The 21,768-nt window shown below is 64.9% G+C and carries 21 protein-coding genes and 1 tRNA gene; 14 read left to right on the top strand and 8 right to left on the bottom strand.

What is annotated here, in order from left to right; all coding sequences use genetic code 11:
- Positions 1-25 precede the first annotated feature (25 nt).
- Both GYH34_RS16550 and GYH34_RS16545 read right to left on the bottom strand, forming a co-directional pair.
- Entirely contained in the window at positions 26-772 is a 747-nt protein-coding gene (locus GYH34_RS16550; protein WP_036292186.1) for a YebC/PmpR family DNA-binding transcriptional regulator, read from the bottom strand.
- Between the two features lie 136 nt (positions 773-908).
- Positions 909-1,400 (bottom strand): DUF4265 domain-containing protein, encoded by a 492-nt coding sequence (locus tag GYH34_RS16545; protein ID WP_161914537.1) that lies wholly within the window; start codon positions 1,398-1,400, stop codon positions 909-911.
- Between the two features lie 209 nt (positions 1,401-1,609).
- Between GYH34_RS16545 and GYH34_RS16540 the strand changes: the two genes are divergently transcribed.
- Positions 1,610-1,948, top strand: a complete 339-nt coding sequence (locus GYH34_RS16540) for a YidB family protein (RefSeq protein WP_064032456.1) — start codon at positions 1,610-1,612, stop codon at positions 1,946-1,948.
- Positions 1,949-2,102: 154 nt separating this feature from the next.
- Here the strand turns inward: GYH34_RS16540 and GYH34_RS16535 are convergent, their stop codons facing one another.
- The 3 genes from GYH34_RS16535 to GYH34_RS16525 all read right to left on the bottom strand — a co-directional run bounded on the left by GYH34_RS16535 (position 2,103) and on the right by GYH34_RS16525 (position 5,704).
- A complete protein-coding gene (locus GYH34_RS16535; protein WP_244635176.1) occupies positions 2,103-3,173 on the bottom strand; it encodes a hypothetical protein in 1,071 nt (356 codons plus the stop codon).
- A gap of 148 nt (positions 3,174-3,321) precedes the next feature.
- Positions 3,322-5,169, bottom strand: a complete 1,848-nt coding sequence (gene mutL, locus GYH34_RS16530) for a DNA mismatch repair endonuclease MutL (RefSeq protein WP_161914536.1) — start codon at positions 5,167-5,169, stop codon at positions 3,322-3,324.
- A gap of 76 nt (positions 5,170-5,245) precedes the next feature.
- Positions 5,246-5,704 (bottom strand): YaiI/YqxD family protein, encoded by a 459-nt coding sequence (locus tag GYH34_RS16525; protein ID WP_161914535.1) that lies wholly within the window; start codon positions 5,702-5,704, stop codon positions 5,246-5,248.
- A gap of 165 nt (positions 5,705-5,869) precedes the next feature.
- Between GYH34_RS16525 and GYH34_RS16520 the strand changes: the two genes are divergently transcribed.
- The 7 genes from GYH34_RS16520 (at position 5,870) to GYH34_RS16490 (ending at position 13,568) form a co-directional block, all read left to right on the top strand.
- Positions 5,870-6,223 (top strand): hypothetical protein, encoded by a 354-nt coding sequence (locus GYH34_RS16520; protein WP_161914534.1) that lies wholly within the window; start codon positions 5,870-5,872, stop codon positions 6,221-6,223.
- A 151-nt stretch (positions 6,224-6,374) separates the two neighbouring features.
- Entirely contained in the window at positions 6,375-6,875 is a 501-nt protein-coding gene (locus tag GYH34_RS16515) for a sigma-70 family RNA polymerase sigma factor (RefSeq protein ID WP_161914533.1), read from the top strand.
- Between the two features lie 131 nt (positions 6,876-7,006).
- Positions 7,007-7,942: a FecR domain-containing protein gene (locus tag GYH34_RS16510; protein ID WP_161914532.1), complete on the top strand. Its 936-nt coding sequence runs from the start codon at positions 7,007-7,009 to the stop codon at positions 7,940-7,942.
- Between the two features lie 174 nt (positions 7,943-8,116).
- The gene (locus GYH34_RS16505; RefSeq protein ID WP_161914531.1) at positions 8,117-10,612 is read left to right on the top strand and encodes a TonB-dependent receptor; all 2,496 of its coding nucleotides are present in this window, start codon (positions 8,117-8,119) and stop codon (positions 10,610-10,612) included.
- Positions 10,613-10,773: 161 nt separating this feature from the next.
- Positions 10,774-11,754, top strand: a complete 981-nt coding sequence (locus tag GYH34_RS16500) for an MbnP family copper-binding protein (RefSeq protein ID WP_174242417.1) — start codon at positions 10,774-10,776, stop codon at positions 11,752-11,754.
- On the top strand, positions 11,751-12,899 hold the full coding sequence (locus GYH34_RS16495) for a methanobactin export MATE transporter MbnM (protein WP_161914529.1): 1,149 nt from the start codon (positions 11,751-11,753) through the stop codon (positions 12,897-12,899). Before GYH34_RS16500 ends, GYH34_RS16495 begins: the two co-directional genes overlap by 4 nt.
- Before the next feature lie 297 nt (positions 12,900-13,196).
- A complete protein-coding gene (locus GYH34_RS16490; protein ID WP_161914528.1) occupies positions 13,197-13,568 on the top strand; it encodes a hypothetical protein in 372 nt (123 codons plus the stop codon).
- Positions 13,569-13,741: 173 nt separating this feature from the next.
- Here the strand turns inward: GYH34_RS16490 and GYH34_RS16485 are convergent, their stop codons facing one another.
- Together GYH34_RS16485 and GYH34_RS16480 are read right to left on the bottom strand one after the other, a co-directional pair.
- Positions 13,742-14,914 (bottom strand): DUF5666 domain-containing protein, encoded by a 1,173-nt coding sequence (locus GYH34_RS16485; protein ID WP_161914527.1) that lies wholly within the window; start codon positions 14,912-14,914, stop codon positions 13,742-13,744.
- Positions 14,911-15,774, bottom strand: a complete 864-nt coding sequence (locus GYH34_RS16480) for a DUF6502 family protein (protein ID WP_161914526.1) — start codon at positions 15,772-15,774, stop codon at positions 14,911-14,913. Before GYH34_RS16480 ends, GYH34_RS16485 begins: the two co-directional genes overlap by 4 nt.
- Positions 15,775-15,987: 213 nt before the next feature.
- Between GYH34_RS16480 and GYH34_RS16475 the strand changes: the two genes are divergently transcribed.
- From GYH34_RS16475 to GYH34_RS16465, 3 genes are read left to right on the top strand one after another with little or no spacing between them, the layout of a single operon-like run.
- Positions 15,988-17,460 carry a glycosyltransferase family 1 protein gene (locus tag GYH34_RS16475; RefSeq protein ID WP_244635174.1) on the top strand — a complete coding sequence of 491 codons (1,473 nt, stop codon included), beginning with the start codon at positions 15,988-15,990 and terminating at the stop codon, positions 17,458-17,460.
- Between the two features lie 11 nt (positions 17,461-17,471).
- Positions 17,472-17,615 carry a hypothetical protein gene (locus tag GYH34_RS16470; protein WP_156967892.1) on the top strand — a complete coding sequence of 48 codons (144 nt, stop codon included), beginning with the start codon at positions 17,472-17,474 and terminating at the stop codon, positions 17,613-17,615.
- Between the two features lie 37 nt (positions 17,616-17,652).
- Complete coding sequence (locus tag GYH34_RS16465; RefSeq protein ID WP_161914525.1) at positions 17,653-18,180, top strand: NYN domain-containing protein; 528 nt, start codon at positions 17,653-17,655, stop codon at positions 18,178-18,180.
- 44 nt (positions 18,181-18,224) lie between these two features.
- On the opposite strand, the gene GYH34_RS16460 is transcribed toward GYH34_RS16465, so the two are convergent.
- Positions 18,225-19,430, bottom strand: coding sequence for an MFS transporter (locus tag GYH34_RS16460; protein ID WP_161914524.1), 1,206 nt, complete (start codon positions 19,428-19,430; stop codon positions 18,225-18,227).
- Positions 19,431-19,732: 302 nt separating this feature from the next.
- Here GYH34_RS16460 and GYH34_RS16455 point away from each other — a divergent pair, with 302 nt between their 5' ends.
- From GYH34_RS16455 to GYH34_RS22250, 3 genes are all read left to right on the top strand, one after another.
- On the top strand, positions 19,733-21,292 hold the full coding sequence (locus GYH34_RS16455; protein WP_161914523.1) for a leucyl aminopeptidase: 1,560 nt from the start codon (positions 19,733-19,735) through the stop codon (positions 21,290-21,292).
- Positions 21,293-21,399: 107 nt separating this feature from the next.
- Positions 21,400-21,475: transfer RNA gene (locus tag GYH34_RS16450), tRNA-Glu, on the top strand.
- A 33-nt stretch (positions 21,476-21,508) separates the two neighbouring features.
- Positions 21,509-21,700 (top strand): hypothetical protein, encoded by a 192-nt coding sequence (locus GYH34_RS22250; RefSeq protein WP_348983900.1) that lies wholly within the window; start codon positions 21,509-21,511, stop codon positions 21,698-21,700.
- The last annotated feature ends 68 nt before the right edge of the window (positions 21,701-21,768 follow it).

Below are 21,768 nucleotides of genomic sequence, written 5' to 3'. Positions count from 1 at the left end.
GCGGGGCTTCGGCCCCCCTCGCCTGTCAGCCCGAGAGCTTGGCGACCAGAGCGTCCGACACCTCGAAATTGGCGTAGACGTTCTGCACGTCGTCATTGTCCTCGAGGGCGCCGATCAGCTTCAGGATTTTCTCGCCCGCCTCATCGTCGACGGCGACGGAATTCTGCGGCCGCCAAACCAGCGCGGCCTTTTTCGGCTCGCCGAATTTGGCCTCCAGCGCCTTGGCGACGTCGCGCAGGCCCTCGAGCGAGGTGATGATCTCATGCGTCTCCTCGCCGGAGGAGACGTCTTCGGCTCCCGCCTCGATCGCCGCTTCCATGATCGCGTCCTCGGAGGCCGCCTTACGTGGAAACTCGATGAGGCCGACGCGATCGAACATGAAGGAGACGGCGCCGGTCTCGGCCAGCGCGCCGCCCGCCTTGGTGAAATAGGAACGAATCTCGCCGGCGGTGCGATTGCGATTGTCGGTCAGCGCCTCGATGATGACGGCGACGCCGCCCGGCGCATAGCCCTCATAGCGCACCTCGTCGTAATTCTCGGCGTCGGCGCCCGAGGCCTTCTTGATGGCGCGCTCGATATTGTCCTTGGGCATGTTCTCGGCGCGGGCCGCGAGCACGGCGGCGCGCAGGCGGGCGTTCATATTGGGGTCGGGCAGGCCCATTTTGGCGGCGACGGTGATTTCGCGGGCGAGCTTGGAGAAGAGCTTGGAGCGAATCGCGTCCTGCTTGCCCTTCTTATGCATGATGTTCTTGAACTGACTATGTCCCGCCATCGTCCCGGCCCTTGAAATTCCGCTTTCCTGCCCCGCAGGGCGTCGCCGCGTCATATACGCCGGCGCCGCGCGGAAATAAAGGAAGGCGAAGCAGCGTGAAAACGCGGCCTCGAGCTTTCACCATCGCGGGCGCCGCTCACGAGAGCAGCGGCGACTCGCTTTCGAAAGTGGAGGAGCCGATCTGATAGAGCCAGAAGCCTTTCGACTCGCCCTCCGCGATGATCGCATGCGCCTCGGCGATATCGACCCAATCTGGAATATCGACGCTCAGCAGCAGCTTGCGCCCGACGGTCAGGTCGATATGCATGCTCTCATAAGAGCAGCCCATCACCTTGAGCAGCCGCCAGTCGGAGCCGGCCAGAACCTCCTCGCCGTCGATCAGCAGCATATAGGTCGAATGGCCGCCGCTCCTCGCCAAGCCCTTGAAGTCGAAGACATGGCCGTCGGCCCTGGGTGCGGCGATCACAATGTCCTGGAACGACACGCCGGTCACGAAATAAGGGGAGTTCAACAGCCGGAACCGCGTCCAGCCGCTTCCTTCGACCGGCTCGGCCCAGAGCGTTTCCGACGCATGGCCGTGCCAGTCCTCGGGGTCGAGCGAAAACAAGACTTTCGGCTTGCTTTCCACCCTCGCCCCTTCCCTGAAATGCAAGTCTCGGAAGATAAGGAGAAACCCTAGCCGAGCCGGGGGCTCGACGTCAATTCGTCGCCTGTCGCCTCCACCGCCTCTTCGCGGCGTCGCGCCGCATCGACGCGGCCAGAGCGCGCCCTAAGTGAGCAGCGTCGCCGTGGCCCCTCGTGGTCATGGCGCTCCCGCTTCTGCCAAGGAGGACGAAAATGGGTCTGCTGGACGGAATCATCGGCGGCGCGATCGGCGTCGAGCTCGCTTCCCTGATCAATGGCTATATCGAGAAGCGCGGCGGCTTGCAGAACGTGCTCCAAGACTTCGAGAAGAGCGGCTATGGCGAGAAGGTCAAATCCTGGGTCGGCACCGGTCCGAACATGCCAATCTCCGCCGAGCAGGTGCAGCAGACGCTGGGCTCCGATCGGGTGAAGGAGCTCGGCAATAAATTCGGCATTCCGATGGACAAGGTCTCGGCGGCGCTGGCCGAATATCTGCCCAAGGTCGTCGACAAGGCGACGCCGGAAGGCAAGCTGCCGCCCCAGCAGCACTAGAGTGTTTTCGAGCGAAGCGGACACCGGTTCGCGTGAAGAAAACACGACAGAACAAGGAGATCGAAAGTGATTCCGGTTCAGCATGAACCGGAATCGCTCTGACGGCTCGGAAAGAAAGGCGGGCGGGGCTAAAGCTCCGCTCGTGCTCGCTTCGTCAGGCCCGCTTCGATTGCGCGGCTTCGCCCGGCTCGGCGGCGGCGGCCGCGGCCATCTCCGCCATGCGCACGCCGAGATCGACGATCGCCTGGCGCAGAACCAGCACCTCGCGGTCGCCGGAGGCCGCCCCCTCGACCGGCGCCGCCGCGGGAGCCGTCGCGGCGATCGTCTCGCGCAGGCTCGCATGCTCCTTGCGCAGCGCGTCCATCGCCCCTTGCAGCATCGCATTGTCGGAACGCGCTGTCTCCAGCCGATCGGCGTGGTCGCGCTCCTCGGCGCGGGCGACGCGCAGAGCCGCCTCGAGATGCGCGATCTCGGCCGCGGAGCTGTGCTCCAGAGCCGCCAGCCGCGCGCGGGTCTCGTCGAGATCCTTTTTCAGATCGGCCGTCTCCAGCACGGCGGCGTCGAGCTCCCGCGTCGTGCGCGCCAACACGCCATCGACGGCGGAGAGGCGCTCCGCCACGGCGGAGGCGGTCGCGAATTCCGTCTGCAGCGCGTCCAGCCGCTGGCGCAGCTCGGCGTTCTGCACATGCAGGCTGGCGATGCTCGACTCATGGGTCGCGACCTCGGCGCGGCTCTCCTCGCTGAGGCGGGCGAGCTGCTCCTTGTCCATCTCCACATTGCGCAGATTGTAGATCAGCGTCTCGACGCGGTCGGTCATGTCGTGCAGCGCGGTTTCCGTCGATTGCAGCAGCGCCGTGCGCTCCTCGAGGAAGCCGCTGGTCTCGTTGAACTTGCGCTCGAACTCATCGCCGCGGGCGAGAGCCTGCGTCAGCTCGCCGTCGAGCTGCGCGACGCGAGCGGCGTTGCGGCCGATCTCGACCATATCCTGCGCCTTGGTCGATCGGACCGTCGCCATCTGCTGCTCGAGCCGGCGATAGCGCACGGCGAGCTCGCCGCGCAGCAGATCGCGCTCCGCCACCATTTTCTCGATCGAGAGGGGCGTCAGCATATTCAGCCGGCGCAGCGACAGACGCATGGCCCGCCGCCAGAAGGCGGGCAGGAACATCAGTGTGAACAGCCCGGCCGCGAGGAACCCGAGCGCGAAAAACATCGCTTGTTCGATCAAGACGCGGCGTTCCTTCGCTCTGGCTCGGGCGCTGTCATTTCCCTTCGGGGCGCCGAATGTCGCGCCGCGACAATGCCACGTCGCCGACTTGAAATCAAAGCGCTCGGCCGCGCCCGGACTTAAGGGTTTTTCCCCCGTCTTCCGCCGATCAGCCGCGGCCGAACAGCTTTTCGATGTCGGCGAGCTTCAGCTCCACATAGGTCGGCCGGCCGTGATTGCACTGGCCGGCGCCCGGCGTTTTCTCCATCTCGCGCAGCAGCGCGTTCATCTCCTCGGCCGTCAGCCGGCGGCCGGCGCGCACCGAATGATGACAGGCGACGCGCGACAAAAGCGCATCGAGCCGCCGCGTCAACCCACGCGCGTCCCCCTCCTCGGCGAGGAGATCGGCGATATCCTCGATGAGCCTTCCGACATCTATGTCGCCGAGCGCCGCCGGCGTCTCCCGCACCAGCGCGGCGCCGGGGCCGAAAGGCTCCAGCGCCAGACCGAGGGCGGAAAGCTCCTCCTGCGCCGACAGCAGCGCGTCGAGCCGCGTCGCATCCAGCTCGACGACGCGCGGAACCAGCAGCAGCTGGCGGGCGACGCCCTCCGCCTCCCGCTGGGCTTTCAATTTCTCATAGACGAGCCGCTCATGGGCGGCGTGCTGATCGACGATGACGAGCCCGTCCTTGGTCTGCGCGACGATATAGGTCTCGTGCAGCTGCGCCCGCGCCGCGCCGAGCGGGTTTTCCACGGCGGCGGCCGCGGGCGGCGCGGCGGCGGGCCGCGAATCGGCCGAAGGCGGCCCGACGTCGAAAGCCGCTTGCGGCGGCTCCGCGAAGCCGGCAGGGGCGCTGGGCGAGCTGCGCAAATCCCAGTCGAGCGGCCGGCTGCGCGGCGGCCCGCCGAAGGAAGAAAAGCCCGCGCCGGAAGGAGCCGACCATTCCCGCCCGGGCGCCGTTCTGGCCCGCGTGGCCAGCACGTCCAGCGCGGCGCGGGCCGGCGTGTCGGCGCTGCGATGGAGCGCCGAGGCCAGCGCCTCCTTCAGCGCGCCCACCACCAGGCCGCGCGCGCGGCCGGGATCGGAAAAGCGCACCTCCGCCTTGGCCGGATGGACGTTCACATCGACGACGCGCGGATCGCATTCGAGGAACAGCGCCAGCGCCGGATGGCGGTCATGCGACAGAAAATCGAGATAGGCGGCCCGAATGGCCCCGGAGAACAGCTTGTCGCGCACCGGACGGCCATTCACATAGACATATTGCATCAGCGCATTGGCGCGATGAAAGGTCGGCAGGCCGGCGAGCCCCTCGAGGCGGAACGCCTCGCGCTCCGCATGCAGCGCAATCGCATTATCGGCGAATTCCGTCCCCAGCGCCTGGGCGATGCGCCGCGCCCGTCCCTCCTCGGAGGCCCCGCAGGCGGGATAATCGAAGGAAGCGCCCATATCCGCCGCGAAGGAGAAGCGCACGGCCGGATTGGCCATGGCCAGCCGCTTGACCACATCGGCGACGGCCGCCGTCTCCGCCCGCTCGGTTTTCAAAAATTTGAGCCGCGCCGGCGTCGCCGCGAAGAGATCGCGCGCCTCCACCCGCGCGCCCTTGGGCCAATTGCTGGGCTTGAGCCCGCGCTTCTCGCCCGCCTCCACCCTTATCTGCGCGCCGACCTCGGCGCCGGCGGCGCGCGCGTCGATCGTCAGATCGGCGACCGCGGCGATGGAGGGCAGCGCCTCGCCGCGAAAGCCGAGCGTCGCTATGGCGGTCAGATCGCCATCAGGGATTTTCGACGTGGCGTGGCGCTCGACGGCGAGCGCCAAATCCTCGGCGCTCATCCCGCATCCATCGTCGATGACGCGAATGAGCCGCCGCCCGCCCGCCTCAATGGCGACGTCGATGCGCGCGGCGCCGGCGTCGAGCGCATTCTCGACCAGCTCCTTGACGGCGGAGGCCGGCCGCTCGATCACCTCGCCGGCGGCGATGCGATCGACGAGAATGGGATCGAGACGGCGAACGCGCATGAAGAGAGCCGGCGGTGAATGGAGCGCCGCAATCTATAGGAGGGGAGCGATTCGGTGAAATGGGGCGGGCGCCGGCCTATCGCCGCCGTCTTCGCTCTCTGGCGATGGCCTGGTCCAGGGCCTGAAGGAACTGCGACCGGGCGGCCGAGGAGAACGGCGGCGGGCCGCCGGTGGCCTCGCCGGTCGAGCGTATATGCTCCATGAGCGAGCGCTGCGCGAGCGCCAGACCGATCGAATCCTTGGTGAAGGCGCGGCCATAGGGCGCGATGGCGTGCGCCTCCTTCGCCAATGCGCGCGCGGCCAGAGGAATATCGGCGGTGACGACCACATCTCCGGCGACGACCTGCTCGGCGATCCAATCATCCGCCGCGTCGGCCCCCGCCTCGACGATGATCCGCGAGATCAGCGGCGATCGTGGGATTTGCATGAAGCTGTTGGCGACGACGAAAGTCTGCAGCCCATAGCGAGAGGCGACCTTATACGTCTCGTCCTTCACGGGGCATGCGTCGCCGTCGATGTAGATTTTGATCGTCATGACGCTTTCTAGCCGATCGGGCGGCGGTCGTCGCCCGCGGGCGCGGATCGCTCCTTGGTCTTTCCGAGCTCGAAGCCATTCCGAGCTTGACTCCGCATGGCCTCCGGGGGTTTCGTGAGCGATATGCACAGGTTCGCGCTTTGGCCGAAAGGAGCCGCCCGCCTATTGATCGCGGGCCTTTTGGCTTGGGCGCTGATCTTGCCGGGGATCGCCGCCGCGGCCTGGTCCGCGGTCGATCACGGGATCGTCGCGACGAGCCTCGGCCATTGCGCGGCGCCCGGCGACGCCGACGACAATCGTCATTCCCCCGGGTCACATTTTTCGTGCTCCTGCTGCATTCCCTGTCGGACCAGCCAGCTCGACGGTCCGGCCGGAGCCGTCTCGGCCCTACCGCAAGGACTGTGTTTTTCATTCCCGGCCCACGTGATCGCCGCGAGCGACGTTTTTCAGATCGTGGAGAAATCGTCCCCGGCCGGCTGGATCAGCTCCTGGTCGTCGCGCGCGCCGCCGACGCGCTGATCGCTCGAGACGATTTTTTCCTGCTCGGGCCGCTTCCCCGGCGAATGGGGCCATTCCTCGTTTTCACGATCTGCCCATTGTCTGGACCGCCGAATGGACGGGAAGCTCCCGTGCGTCGGCGTCGAGCCCGATCTTTCGTCGGAAGCCGCATATGGTGGACAAGACAACAGCTTCGTTCCGCGCGCTGTTCTCGAGCAATCGGCGCGCGCTCTTGCGATTTTTGACGCGCCGCGTCGGTCGCGAGAATGCGCCAGATCTGCTTCAGGAGACTTTCGTGCGCCTTTTGACGCGGGAGGCGGCGGCCGAGATCGTCGATCCTCCCGCCTATCTGCGTCGCACCGCGGGAAACCTCGCCAAGGACTTCGCTCGACATCGGGCGCTCGAGCGCAAAATCGTCGATCCCGAAGCGGACGCCTGCGACGCCGCATCGCAGGAGCCGAGCGCCGAACATCTCGTCGAGGACGCGCAGCGAAGGGCGCGACTGGCGACAGCCGTCGCCGCTTTGCCGCCGCGCTGCCGGGAGATTTTCGAAATGCGGGTCGGTCAGAACATGTCGCAGCGCGACATCGCCGCGAAGCTGGGCATTTCGCGAAAGACGGTCGAGCAGCACTTCCGTCTCGCGATGGAGCGATGCCGCATGGCGATAAAATAGGCGGGAGCGGACCCTTCCATTGCAGCTTCTCGCGCGTCTAAAGAAACTGAGACCGCGGCGCGCGCCGCCGATGGACTGCGCCGCCCGATGCTGTCTTGCCGAAATCCTGCGCCGGAGGCGATGATTTTTCGATGAGCCGAGACGACGAGCCGAACCAGGACGCCGATCTCTCCGCGGCGGCGCTCGCATGGTGGGTCAAATGCGACGCCGGTCCGCTCTCCGCCGCCGATCGCGCGGCTTTCGACGCTTGGCTCGCCGCCGATCCCGCCCATCGCGCGGCTTTCGACGAGGCGGCGCATCTCTTCGGCGAGGTGCGGGATCTGTGGACCCGGGGCCGGGCGAGCGCCGGGAAGCGGCCCGCGCGGATCGCGCCGGTCGCGGCGCTGCTCGCCGCCTCGCTGGCGGCGTTTCTGCTCTTCGATGAGCTGACTATCCGCTTTCGCGCCGACGTCCTCACCGGAACCGGCGAGACTCGCGTCGTCGAGCTGGAGGATGGCTCGCGCGCGCATCTGTCGGCCCGCTCGGCGCTCGCCATTCGGTACCGCGCCGGCGAGCGACGCCTCGCCTTGCTCGCCGGAGAAGCCTTTTTCGAGGCGGCGCCCGATCCGGCGCGCCCCTTCGTGGTGGAGGCGGCGGGCGCGACTGTGACCGCTCTCGGCACGGCCTTCGACATTGCTCTCGAGGACAAATCCAACGCCGAGGTCGCCGTCGCCGAGCATAGGGTGGCGGTTGCGAGCGGCGGCGCCCGCGCCATTGTGGAGGAGGGCCGGCACAGCCGTTTCGGCGCCGGCGCCGCGATCACCGAGCCGGCGCCGGTCGATCTCTTTCGCATCGGCGGCTGGCGGCGTGGACGCCTCGTCTTCGAGGATGAGCCGCTCGCCGATGTGCTGGCGACGCTCGGCCGCTATCACAATGGCTTTTTGTTCGCGGCTCCCTCTGTGCGGGGCCTGCTCGTGACCGGCTCCTTCGATGCGGCCAATCCGATCGGCGCGGCGAGCGCTCTCGAAGCCGCGCTGGGCGTGAAGACGCTCTCCATAAGCAAATATCTGATTTATATCTATAAATAGGAAAGGAAACGGCGCGACGCGGTCGGTCGCGCCGAACAGTGAAAATAATTCGCAGACCCGACCCTTCCAAATGCCTCCGCCGGTCGTCCTGATCAATGGGGACGCGCTCGTCCCCGGCAAAGAGCGAGGAAGCGGCGGATGAGGCGCAAGGGTTTGGGTCGGAGGGACGAGCGTATGAGCGCGGTTCTCGCGGCGGCGGCGATGGGGGCTTTCACATTCGGCGCGGATGCGCCGGCGGCGGCCCATGCCCGAATGCAGGCCGTCGAGATCGCCGCGGAGGTGAGATCCTACCGCATTCCGGCCGGATCGGTCGGCATGGCGCTGGCGCGCATCGCCGAGCAGAACGGCGTGCAGATGGTGTTCCTCGCCGGGCTCACGCGCAATGTGAAGACCGTCGGATTGACGGGAGACTACACGCTCGGCGCGGCGCTGGACCAGCTGCTGGCGGGGACGGGGCTGAGCTACCGCCTCGCCGACAATCAGCGCGACGTATTCATCATTCTGGCGGAGAACGATCGCGGGACGATGAACGACGCGAGCGGCGCGGAATCGTTGCCGCCGATCGATGTGGGGGCGGAGAGGAAGGAGCGCCCGCGCGGGGCGCCGGCGCCCGGCGCGGCCTCGGGGCCGGGAGACAGATATACCGGCTATAAGGCGGAGAACGCTTCCAGCGCCATGAAGATGGATACGCCGCTCTTGAAGACGCCGGTGTCGGTGCAGGTGGTGACGCGCCAGCTCATGGACGATCAGCAGGCGATCAGCGTAAAGGACGCCATCGTCACCAATGTCAGTGGCGTTCAGACGACGCCCAATTTCGTCGAAGCTTATAAGATCCGCGGATTCCAGAATGTCGGCAATTTCTACAAGAATGGCCTGATGGAATATCGCATGCGTTATCTCGACACGGCCAATATACAGTCGATCGAGGTGCTGAAGGGGCCGGCGGCCATACTCTATGGCCGTGTCGAGCCGGGCGGCTTGATCGATCTCGTCACCAAGCGTCCGATGGAGACGCCTTATTATTCGGTGCAGCAGCAGAACGGCTCTTACGGCATGACGCGAACGAGCCTCGACGCGACGGGGCCGCTCACCGCGGATCATTCCATTCTCTATCGCTTCAATGGTGAATTCTATCACACATATTCCTATCGAGATTTCGTCGTGGACCAGAACCTGTTTCTGGCTCCGACGCTCTCCTTTCATCCGATCGAACAGTTCCGCGCCAATATCGACTTCGAATATCAGCATCGCACCTGGGTCGATGACTATCCGGTGCTTCCCGCCATCGGCTCCTATCCCGCGCCGATCCCGATCTCTCGCTATTTGCAAGCGCCGCTGCTGACGACGACCTCTCCGCATCAATATGACAAGCGCCGTATCGCCTATGACTGGACCTATGATTTCTTCCCCGGCTGGAGCCTCACAAATCGGCTGAGCTACACGACTTTCGACGATAGCCAGGCGAATGTTTTCGGCGGAACCATCAATCAAGCGACCGGCGTGCTGACGAGGTCGCTCACCAATACGACGGTATCGGGAGGATTTCGGGAGTTCGATTTTGCGACAAATGTCGATCTGAAAGGCAAGTTCTCGACTGGACCTTTCGAGCACAATGCGCTCATTGGCTTCGATTATCTCCGAACGGCGATGCCAACCTATTGGAACATGACTCCCGCCATCGGCTCGATCAATATTTATGCGCCAAATTACTGGACCCTGGACAAACCCTATTCGACGCCGAACTTCATCGGGCAAGCTCAGAAATGGACGGGCGTCTATGGGCAGGATCTGATCTCCTTTCTCGACGACACCGTGCATGTTCTGCTCGGAGGTCGCTATGATTGGGCGGAGACGAGCAGCAACAAGAACACCACCTATCTGGGCTCGCTCACCACCTACACGACGGTCTACAACGCGGCCTTCAGCCCGCGTGTCGGATTGGTCTATCAGCCTGCGCCATGGCTGTCGTTCTATGGCAATTTTACTCGCTCGTTCGGCACAAACAACACGACGACTCTCGGCTATCCCTTGCCTCCACAGAAGGGCGAGCAGCTGGAAGGCGGCGTGAAGGCGGAACTTTTGGACAAGCGCATCACTGCGACCCTCGCCTATTACGACCTCACGAAGACCAATGTGCCGACTCCCGATCCGAATAATTCCGCCAATACGCTCGTCATCGGCAAGGCGCGTAGTCAGGGACTCGAGTTCGATCTGACTGGACGCGTCGACGACAATTGGAGCATCATTGCCAATTACACACATGACGATGTGCGCACCGTGCAAGGCGCGCCGACCTATAATCCCGCCACTCTCATCACCACTCAGGTCGCCGTCGCCGGCTACAAGCTGCCGGCGAGCCCGCGCAATTACGGCAATCTCTGGGTCAAATACGAGGCCGATGGGCAGTTCCGCGGATTGAGCCTCGGCGGCGGCGTCACCGTGGTCGAAAGCTCGCTCGGCGACAACGCCAACAGCTTCATCCTGCCCGGCTATGCGCTGCTCAACGGCATGGTCGCCTATACGACCAAGATCGAAGACTTCACGGTCACAGCGCAGCTCAACGTCAAGAACATCACCGATACGATCTATTATCCGACGTCGAGCAACAGGACGACGATCCAGACCGGAACGCCCCGCACTTTCCTCGGCTCGTTGCGCGTGGAGTTCTGATCGTATGGCGCTGCGGGACGGGGGATTTGCGCTCGCCGCAAAAAAATCTTCCGTCCCGATGTTCCTTTTTCGTCGCCTTGCGCGTCCTATAAGGCAGGCGAGGCCCTCGAGAAATTTTTGCGGTCGGCGGGACGCCCGGCCGATAGGTGGAGGAAGTCGAGATGCGGAATTTACGAAGCCTCGGATTGGCGGCTGTGGCGGCCGGCTATTTTTGCGGCGTTTCCGGGCCGGTTTTCGCCGCCTCCAGCGAGACGAAGCCCGTGTCCATCTCCTTTGCGCTGATGGACGATGGCAAGGAGGTCGGCTGCGGCGCGCCGCTCGCCAATCTGGGGACGGGCCATCTGTCCGCCAAGCTCCATGAAGCGCGTCTCTATGTGTACGGCTTCAAGCTGGTCGACGCCAAGGGCAAGCGCACCCCCTTGGCGCTGGAGCAGAGCGAATGGCAATATGGCGACGTCGCTCTGCTCGACTTCAAAGATGCGCGCGGCGGCAATAATCCGTGCACGCCGGGCAATCCGGCCAAGAACACGACAATCGTCGGCAAAGCGCCGGCGGGCTCCTATGTCGGCCTCGAATTCTCGGTCGGCGCGCCGGTAGAGACGATCGTCGACGGCAAGCCCGTTTCGATCAATCATTCCAATGTCGAGACCGCGCCGGCGCCGCTCGATGTGGTCGGCATGGCGTGGAACTGGCAGGCCGGCCGCCGCTTCGTGACTTTCGAGTTCGATCCGGCGACGCCTGTCGTCAAGGCCGACGGCTCCAAGGCGCGGACCTGGATGGTGCATATCGGCTCCACCGCCTGCAAGGGCAATCCCGCGACCGGCGAGATCGTCGCTTGCGCGCATGAGAACCGCTTCACTGTGGCGCTCGATCGCTTCGATCCCAAGACGCAGCGCGTCGAGCTCGATTTGACCGGTCTGCTCGCGAGCTCCGACATCGCCGCGGACAAGGGCGGCGCGATCGGCTGCATGAGCGCGCTCGACGATCCTGAATGTCCTGCCGTTTTCGCCGCGCTCGGTCTCAATCTCGGCGACAGCGCCGCGGGCGCCGGCGACGCCGGCAAGCAGACCAAGCCCGGCGTCTCGCCGATTTTCAAAGCCGGCGCGATGACGTCGGCGAAAGTCATGGGCGCAAAGCAATGAGCCGGGGTTCGCTTTTCGGATTGACGCTCGCCGTCGCGACGGCTTGCGCCGCGACGGCCCAGCCGACGGAATGGAAGTGGGAGCTTCCCAAATATGTTCCGCCGCCGCGCACGCCTGCCGACAATCCCATGTCGGAGGAGAAGTTTCAGCTCGGGCGGCGCTTGTTCTTCGACAAGCGCGTCTCGGGCAATGGAACGCTCTCCTGCTCCTCCTGTCATTTGCAGGAGCGCGCCTTCACCGATGGGCGCGTCGTCAGCGTCGGCTCCACGGGCGACAAGACGCCGCGCAATGCGCCGTCGATCGTCAATTCCGGCTGGCATGCGACGCTCACCTGGGCCAATCCGGCGCTGGTGACGCTCGAGCGCCAGATGGAAAATCCGCTCTATGGCGAGCGGCCGATCGAGATGGGAGTCAATGACGCCAATAAGGCGGAGATCGTCGCGCGCTTCCGCAATGACGCCGACTACAAGAAATGGTTCGCCGCGGCTTTTCCCGAGAAGAAGCCCGCCGAGCAAATCTCCTTCGAGACGATCATCAAGGCGATCTCGGCCTTTCAGCGCGGCGTTATTTCCTTCGACAGCCGTTACGATCAATATCTGCAAGGCAAGATCAAGCTGACCGAGGCGGAGCAGCGCGGGCACGATCTCTATTTCGGCGAGAAGGCGGAATGTCATCATTGCCATGGCAGCGTCAATCTCGACGATCAATTCGTGCACGCCAAGACGCGCGAGGCGGAGACGCCGTTCCACAACACCGGGCTCTACGACATCGACGGAAAGGGCGCCTATCCAGAGCCCAATCACGGCCTCTACGATATCACGCAAGACCCTGACGATATGGGCAAGTTCCGCGCGCCGGGGCTGCGCAACATAGCGGTGACGGGCCCTTATATGCATGACGGAACGGTCGCGACGCTCGAGGAGGTCATCGATATCTATGCGCGCGGCGGCCGGAAGATCGCGAGCGGCCCGAACGCCGGCGACGGCGCGGCCAATCCGTTGAAGAGCCCGCTGATCGTGAAGATCGATCTGACGCCGCAGGAGAAGGCCGATCTGCTGGCTTTTCTGAAGGCGCTCACCGACGAGACGCTGCTCACCTCGCCACGCTTCGCCGATCCGTGGAAGACGCAGGCCGCTGGGAAATAACTGCGCAGATGAGCGTTTTACCTATGCGGCCGTATGTATTGTGAGCGTATATCTTCTATACGGATAAAAATTATAGATGGCTACGTTCTGTATTTTGCTTGCCGGAAGTTATTTCTATTATATATTCCTCGTTCATCGGCGTGCGAGACGGTAGAGCAGGGCGCAAGCTCCGACGGCGAGGAGGCTCGTCTTGGAGAAGGATGAGCGAATGCTCGTCGAGCGCCGAGTCCGATCGCCGCAAGCGTCGTCGCATTCACCGAAATGTCCGTAGTGACATTCACGCAAGCAGATTTCGACATGACCAATATTGCTCGAGATAGGGATTCTGGCGAGGTCGACCGGGCGCGCGCCGCCGACGCTCGTGGATTGATCGATGCGCTCCGACCCTGCCTGCCGCTCATGGCGCATCCGCGCGGACGAACATTGGCTTTGTCGATCGCGGCCGTGCGGCGTCGCGGCTCGGATCGGCGATGCACTGTGACCAATGTCTTCGACGGCGGCGACGTCTTCGGCCTCATGTGCCAGGTCGAAATCGGCGGCGGCAGCGCCCCCGCGATCTTCGTCGCGCCCATCGCCGATCTCGCATTCGGGCAGCATCCGATCGCGCGCGCCGTCGCCGATTATCGCCGCCGCCGCTGCGCGCAAGCCCGCGTCGCCGACCGCGCCTGAGGACGATGGGGCCTGATCTCGGCCATGCTCGCCGATTTGCAGACGAGCTTTGGGGACCGCCGTCCGCTAGGCGCTATCCGATCCAATTGGATCGGATAGCGCTCTAGATTCTTTCGTTGGAAGCGAATTCTGATCGATCGAACGATTCCGTTCCATCGGAAAGCGCATAGCGATTATCGCCCCGGCCGTCCGAGGCCGGGACCATGCGCGCCGCCGCCGAAGCCGCCCGGCCCAGAAGGCAGCCCCGGACCGATCGGAGCCGTCGGAATCGCAGGAGCCCCTTGGCTGTGGGGCGCGCCGGAAGTGTCCAGCGTGGAGGGAAATTCGACGCCGACAGCGGGGGATGTGTCCGCCGGCCGGCGCGTCTGGGTCGGCGGCTCGAGGTTCTCGCGCTGCTCCTTGGCGGCGCCGCGCTTGCCGAGCGTCTCGCTCGTCCTGAGCGAGCGGATCGACCAGCCGCCCACTGATGTCGCATCAATGTCGACGACCGCGCGCGCCACGCCCTGGAAGGAAAGATCATGACCGCCGCCGAGCGTCAGGCCGCTCGCGGTCCTCACTGTTCCGCCGCGCCGCTCGAGATAGGTCTCGACGAGAAAATTGCTCGGCCCGCGCGGGAGCCAGGCGTCGCTGGACGTCGAGGTCACGTCCAGCGTTCCGTCCGCAGCCGCGCCCCGCACCAATATGCGCTGGCCGAGCATGGCTTCCGCGACGCCGGACAGAGTTTGCGCGCCGATCGCGAGCCGGCGATCCGACGCGCGCGTGACGACGCCGGCGAGCTGGGCGGCGCCGGGCTCCACTCTTTCCACGAGGCTCGCGACGATCGTCTGATCCGGCAGGCGAAGGCCGCTCACCGCCACCTGCTGGCCGATGGCGAAGGCGCTCGGCTTCTCGATTCTGGCGCCGCGTCCGAATTCGATTCTTTGGCCTAGAACGCGCAAGCCATGGTCGAAGATCTGCTCCACCGGCCCGACGACCTCGCGCAGAACCTGAATTTTATTCGTGGTCGATCGTCCGCCGTCGTCGACGGCCACCAGCGAGACGACATGGCCGATGCGCAGCTCGCCGACGCTCGCCGCGCGGCCGTCGATGCGCACCTCGGCGTCCGCGGGATAGGAGACGCGAAGCCCATTGACGATGATGCTGCCGAAAGCGCGAATGGTTCCGACGACGCCGGTTCCGCCAATGCCATTGTCGCGGTCGGGAATGACGGAGATATAGCCGGTTCCGCCAATGCCATTGTCCTTGGGCTTGCCGCTCGCGGCCTGCGCGCGCGTCACGGCGGAAGAGAGAAGCGAGACGAGCAGGCTCGCCAATTGCCGCCGGGTCGGATGGCGAAACGGGCTCACGAGCGCGCGCCCTTCTTTCCGCTCGCCGATTCGCCCGCAGGCCGCTCATCCTCGCGATAGACATAGACGCCGAAGGTCCAGCGCCAGCGTCCTTCCTCGCCGCCGCGCTGGAGCGTCTGCGCCTCGCGATTGGCCGCGATCAGCCCTTCCATCGCCAGCTCGCGCGACAGCGCCTCGAGGCGCCGCGCGCCATCCTCCGAGAGGCCTTCATAATGAACGGCGCGCTCCATGAAGGGCGCCGGCTCCTGAATGATATTGGCCGCCGCCGCCGCTATGTGATCGTGGAGATTGCGGCCGAAATAGTAGAGCTGACGCTCGTCGCCCTTATTGGGCGCGATCGCCGCCTCGCCGAGCACGACGCGTCCATCGGCATCGAGCGATGCGATTTTGCGATCGAGCCATTCGTCGAGCACGGCGCGCGGGCGCACGTCGCGCGTCACTTCCTCGACCAGCGATTCGAAGGTCGGGCCGCGCCCTGGCGATCCGGCGCGCCGCAGCGGCGCCGGGGCCCCCTTCCGATCGGTGAAGCGCCGATCGCCGAGCCATAGAGCGACGATTTGAGATGTGCGCGAGACGCTGGCGGGAACGGTCCGCACCGGCGCGCCGGCCTCTCTGAGACGCCGGACCTCCTTGCGGTGAATGCCGGTGAGCAGGCTGATGCGGCTGTCGGTCTGCTCCTTGTCCGGCAGAGCGAAGTCGTGGACCGCGACATTCACATAAAGCTCGCGCAGCAGATCGCAGAGCGCGGGAAATGTCGCGCCGTAGCGAATGAGCAGCCGCACGAGCGGACGCAGCAGCCGGGCGATCGGCTGTTGCAGACGCGCGGCGTCGGTAAGCCCATTGTCCTCGCTATCGGCCATGATCGAATCTAACCCGCGACGCCGTGGGACACAATCCCACGTGGTCTTGACAGGGTGGGTTTTTGTTCGCAGAGTGCGTGGGACATTTTCCCACGTTTGGCGATGGGCCGGCGAAGCGGGCGAATGTCACGCCCGAAACGCGCGAGTCCTCGATGAGCTGTCGAGGGGCGCGAGACGGCGGCGATCGTCGGAGCATTCGGGAAACTTCGAGCCATGAACATGCATGCAATGCCGGATTTTCTGAAAAATGCAGGCTCTGCGGGGCTCTCCGACGACATCGCGCGCCAGCAGGACGATGCGACGCGGATCGCGCTCTATCTCGCCCAGCAGATCCAGAAGGAGCATCTCGAGCTTCATCGCCAGCGCGTCGCCGGCGCCATCGATCCCGTCACCGCGCATTGCTATCTGAAGATCAAGGAGTTCGTCTGGACCGCGACGCGCCTCCTGGGCTTGGGGCATTTGCACGACGGCACGCGCAAGCGCATTCCCGCGCCGCGGCATCCGCGCAATCCGCTCGGCGGCGACGATCCGACTTGCGCCATTCTCGACTCCACGTCGCCGCGGCTCTTCATCGATGTGACGCCGACCTATCGACACGGCGGCAATCAGGGGATTCAACGCGTCGTTCGCGAGATCGCCAAGCGTTCGATGCGCGGCGAAGGCGCGCTCCCCGTGGTGATCCAGAATGGACGGCTCGCGCCCTATTTCGAGCGCCGCGCGCCGCTGCCGCCGATAGAATTTCGCAAGGGCGACAAATTCCTGATCTTGGACGCGAGCTGGCTGGCGACGGACGAATATGTTCCGATCATCGAAAAGCTGACGGCCGCGGGCGGACAGCTCGTCACTCTGGTCTATGATCTCATACCGCTGACGCAGCCGCTCAGCGTCGCCGCGCCGATGACGGATCAATTCAAGACATGGTTCGAATCCATCGTGCTGAAGAGCGATCGCATCCTCTGCATTTCGCGAAGCGTGGCCGATGATGTCGTTACCCATATCTCGCGTGAGGGCGCGCGGACGAAGCCGGATCTGCGCGTCGGCTGGTGGCGGCTCGGCGCGGATTTCGACGAGCAGGCCGATAAATCCGTCTCCGCCGAAGCGCGTGAGATAACAGCGGGCGACACGCCCATCTTCTTGAGCGTCGGCACGCTCGAGCCCAGAAAAGCCTATCCGATCGCGCTCGAGGCCTTCGATATTCTGTGGCGCTCCAATGTTCTCGACGCGCGCTATGTCATCATCGGCCGTCCCGGCTGGCAGAGCGAGGCGCTTCAGCGCGACATCAACGACCATCCCGAGCTCGGCCGCCGTCTCTTCTGGCTGAACGATGCGAGCGACGCCGATCTTCGACATTGCTACGAGCATGCCCGCGGCTTGATCTTTCCGTCCATGGTCGAAGGATTCGGCCTGCCGCTCGTCGAGGCCGGCCGGCGCGGAATCCCCGTCATCGCCTCGGATATTCCGGTCTTTCGTGAAATCGCCGGACCCGATGTCCGCTATTTCGATCTTCTCGATCCGGTCGACCTCGCCCATGAAATTCTGCGCCTCTCGCGCGAGGCGCCGACGCGCGGCGAAGCTTCCTATCTCACATGGGACGACGCCGCGGATGCGCTGCTGGAGCTGGTGACGAGAGACGCCTATCAGGCGCGAATCGTCGGCGCGGCCAGCGCTTTTTGCAATAGGCCGTAACAGGAGCCTGCATGAATCTGTCGATCATCATGATGATCCAGCCGCTAGTCGAGAGAGCCGACGGCATTCTCCGCCTCTTGGCCAATGGGCTCGTCGTCGTCGATCTCGCCGGCTTTCTGCTGATTCTCGGAATTCTCGTCTTCGAGCTTTTTTGACGCCGTCCGAGCGGCGCATGCGGTTGCGAGACAGAAAATGCGAAGCGCAATATTCATCGACGGCGCGAATCTTCATCTGACGGTCAGCTGTCTCGGCATAGATCTCGACTACGCCCGGCTGCTGCGCGCGCTGCGCGGAAAAGCGTCCTCCGCTCAGGCTTTCTATTATGTGGCGTTGAGCGACACGCAATCCAATGGAGCCATAAATCGGCTGACGGACTGGCTCGCCTATAATGGATATGTCGTCGTCGCGAAGCCGATCGCGGAAACGATCGACGGCTTCGGCCGGCGTCGATTCAGGGGAAGCATAGACGTCGATCTCGCCGTCGCCGCCATGGCGATGGCCGAGCATGTCGATGCGATGACATTGGTGTCGGGCAATGGCGCCTATCGAGCGCTCATCGGCGCTGTCCAGCGCAAGGGCGTGCGCGTTTCCGTCGCTTCCACGATCAAGACGCATCCGCCGATCATCGCCGAGGAATTGCGGCGCCAGGCCGATGACTTCATCGATATCGCCGCGATAGCGGATAAGATTCGACGCGCCTCGATCGAAACCATCGGCTGACGCGCCGACGGTCGACTATCTGTGGCCGAAGAGAGCGCGGGCGATCACGCTCGCGGCTTTGCGTGGCCTGCCGGAAGGAAGATCGCGAGCAGCCCGATCAGCGGCAGGAAAGAGCAGATCTGATAGACGAATTCGATGCTCGTGCGATCCGCGAGCGCGCCCAGCGCCGCCGCGCCGAGTCCGCTCATGCCGAATGCGAAGCCGAAGAAGAGGCCCGAGACCGCGCCGATGCGATTGGGCGTCAGCTCCTGCGCATAGACGAGAATCGCCGGAAAGGCCGATGACAGCATGAAGCCGATCACCGCGCTGAGGCCCACCGTCGCCGGCAGGCCGACATAGGGCAGGGCGAGAGTGAAGGGCAGGACGCCGAGAATGGAGCCCCAGATCACGCGCTTGCGGCCGAGCCGATCGCCCAGGGCGCCGCCGATGACCGTGCCTCCCGCCGATGTGGCGAGAAAGACGAACAGATAGATTTGCGAGTCCTGCGGCGAGGTGTCGAAGCGGCTCATCAGATAGAAGACATAATAATTGCTGAGCCCGGCGAGATAGACGAATTTCGAGAACATCAGCGCGATGAGAACAGCGAGCGTGCGGCGGCGCTGCGCGGGCGAGAGCCCCATGCCGGAGCGCGTCGCCGCGCCGGATCGGCTGCGCGCATGGCCATTGCTGCGAATCCAATGTCCGAGCGGCGTCACCACGCAAATGCCGCCGAGCGCGACGAGCGCGAACCAGGCGAGGCTGCTCTGTCCGCGCGGCAGAATGAAGAAAGCCGCGAGCAATGGTCCGAGCGAGGAGCCGAAATTGCCGCCGACCTGAAACAGCGATTGCGCGAGGCCATGCGCGCCGCCCGAGGCAATGCGGGCGATGCGCGAGGATTCGGGATGGAAGATGGAGGAGCCGACGCCGAGCAGCATCGCCGCTGCGAGCAGCGCCGGATAGCTCGGCGCGAAGGCGAGGCCGAGGAGTCCGCACAGGGTCGAGCCCATGCCGACGACCAGCGAGAATGGCTGCGGGCGGCGATCCGTGTAGAGGCCGACCAGCGGCTGCAGCAGCGAGGCGGTGATCTGATAGGCGAGGCTGAGCAGGCCGATCTGCCCGAAATCGAGATCGAACCCGCCCTTCAGCAGCGGATAGATCGCCGGCAGCAGCGACTGCATCATATCGTTCAGAAAATGGCAGAAGCTGATCGCGCCCAGCACGGGAAATGCGGGCGCGCCGGCCTCCGGCCGATCGGCGACGGATCTGCTCAAGGGTGACGCCTTTCTCCCTCTGCTCACGAGTCCGGGGCTGAACGGAGGGAATTTCGACTCGGGGCTGCACGCCGTCCGAGGCGGCGACTCATAAAAGGCAAAGCTTTCGTCGTCCACCCGAAGTGGCGGTCGAGACCAGAATGGAGGTCGCGTCGCGAGCCGGCTCCGGGCGATGGCGCCGCTGGCGGAGACCGCGGCCAAATTCTGACGAGCGTTGACCCTCGGCGCCGTCGGGACGATAGTGCGGCAACGACTCCGCGCAAATGCGGCAAGCGCCTGTTTTCCCTATGAGAGGTTAGAAGATGTCCGCCTATGTGAAAATCGAGACTGTGTCTTTCGGCGAGGTGGAGCGACGCCTGGCGGCGGCTTCGGAGGATGGCGGCAAACCTCTCGTTCTCGTCGCTCTCGCCGGCGCCAAGCTTCGCTTCGGCTCGGAATCCGAGACCATTCTCAAAGAGGCGCTTCCGCAGCTGAGCCGCGCCGCCGCCGCGGCGAAATTCACCGGCAAGCGCGGAACCTCGCTCGAACTCTATGCGCCGCAGGGGCTTCCCTCGGTCGGCCGTCTGCTCGTGATCGGCGTCGGCGCCGCCACTGAGGGCGATTCGTCCGACAAGGCCGAGGCTTTCGACGATTTTCTCGGCCTCGGCGGCCAGCTGGCCGCCAAGCTCGGCCAGGGCCAGAATGCGCTCGTCGTCTTCGATCCGCCGGAGGCCCCGGCCGATCCCGCCGCGGCGGCCGGCCAATTCGCGCTCGGCGCGGAGCTGCGCGCCTATAAGTTCGACCTCTACCGCACCAAGAAGAAGAAAGACGATACGGAACGCGACGGCGCGAGCGACATAGCGCTCGCAGTCGCCGATCCGGAGACGGCGCGCGCGGCGGTCGGGCAGTCGCTCGGCCTCGCCGAGGGCGTCGTCATCGCCCGCGATCTCGTCAATGAGCCGGCCAATGTCCTCTTCCCGGAAGAATTCGCGCGCCGCGCCGCCAAGCTCGCCGCTCTCGGCGTCGAGGTGGAGATTCTGGACGTTCCGGCGCTGCAGGCGCTGGGCTTCCGCGCGCTGCTCGGCGTCGGCCAGGGCTCCGTCCATCCGAGCCGTGTGGTGGTGCTGCGCTGGAACGGCGGCGCCCCCGGCGCGCAGCCCATCGCCTTCGTCGGCAAGGGCGTCTGCTTCGACACTGGCGGCATCTCCATCAAGCCGGCCGCCAGCATGGAGGATATGAAGGGGGACATGGCAGGCGCCGCAGCCGTGACCGGCCTTCTCCACGCGCTCGCCACGCGCAAGGCCAAGGCCAATGTCATCGGCGTGCTCGGCCTCGTCGAGAACATGCCCTCGGGCGAGGCGCAGCGGCCGGGCGACATCGTCACCTCGCTCTCCGGCCAGACGATCGAGATCATCAACACCGATGCGGAAGGCCGCCTCGTGCTCGCCGACGCGCTCTGGCACGTGAAGGACAAATACAAGCCCGCCTTCATCATCGATCTGGCGACGCTGACCGGCGCCATTCTGGTGGCGCTGGGCCAGGAGCACGCCGGCCTCTTCTCCAACAATGACGAACTGGCGGGCCGCATTCTCGACGCGGGCAAGGCCACCGGCGAGAAGCTCTGGCGGCTGCCGATGGGGCCGGCCTATGACAAGCTCGTCGATTCGAAATTCGCCGATATGAAGAACACGGGCGGCCGCCACGCCGGCTCGATCACGGCGGCGCAATTTCTGGAGCGATTCGTCGACAAGACCCCTTGGGCGCATCTCGACATCGCCGGCACGGGCATGGGCTCGCCGGCCTCCGACATCAACCAGAGCTGGGCTTCCGGCTGGGGCGTGCGGCTGCTGGACCGCCTGGTGAAGGATTATTACGAGGCCTGACGAGACCGCCGCCCCGCCGGGCTTCGGCGGGGCGGTGAATGACGAGCAATTTGGTTCGGATAACCTCTTGCTCGACCGACCGGAGCAGTCTATAGACCCCCTCGTCCGCTCCCTTCGTCTAGTGGCCCAGGACGTCGCCCTCTCACGGCGAAAACACCGGTTCGAGTCCGGTAGGGAGCGCCATTTGCGTATAAAACCGCGAACACCCTTGCCGATTTGCTCTCCGGCGACGACTGCCTGTTCGAGGCTGGTTTTCGAGCCGTGAATGCGGATGACGTGGTCGTCGACCTCTACGGCCTCGACGACCGCTCGCAAATAGGCCTTACGGAACGACGTTTCGCCGACCGTGATCTTTTCGCGCATGAACGTCCCGAATCGCTCGAGGTGGTCCGGTTCGAGCACGATTGACGGCGCGGACTGGGCTTTGATCCGCTCCAGCGCGGCTTTCGCCCGCTCGCGCTCGGATTTGAGCGCGG

Source organism: Methylosinus sp. C49, from assembly GCF_009936375.1.
Lineage (GTDB): Bacteria > Pseudomonadota > Alphaproteobacteria > Rhizobiales > Beijerinckiaceae > Methylosinus.
This window is presented reverse-complemented; position numbering and strand designations above follow the sequence as displayed.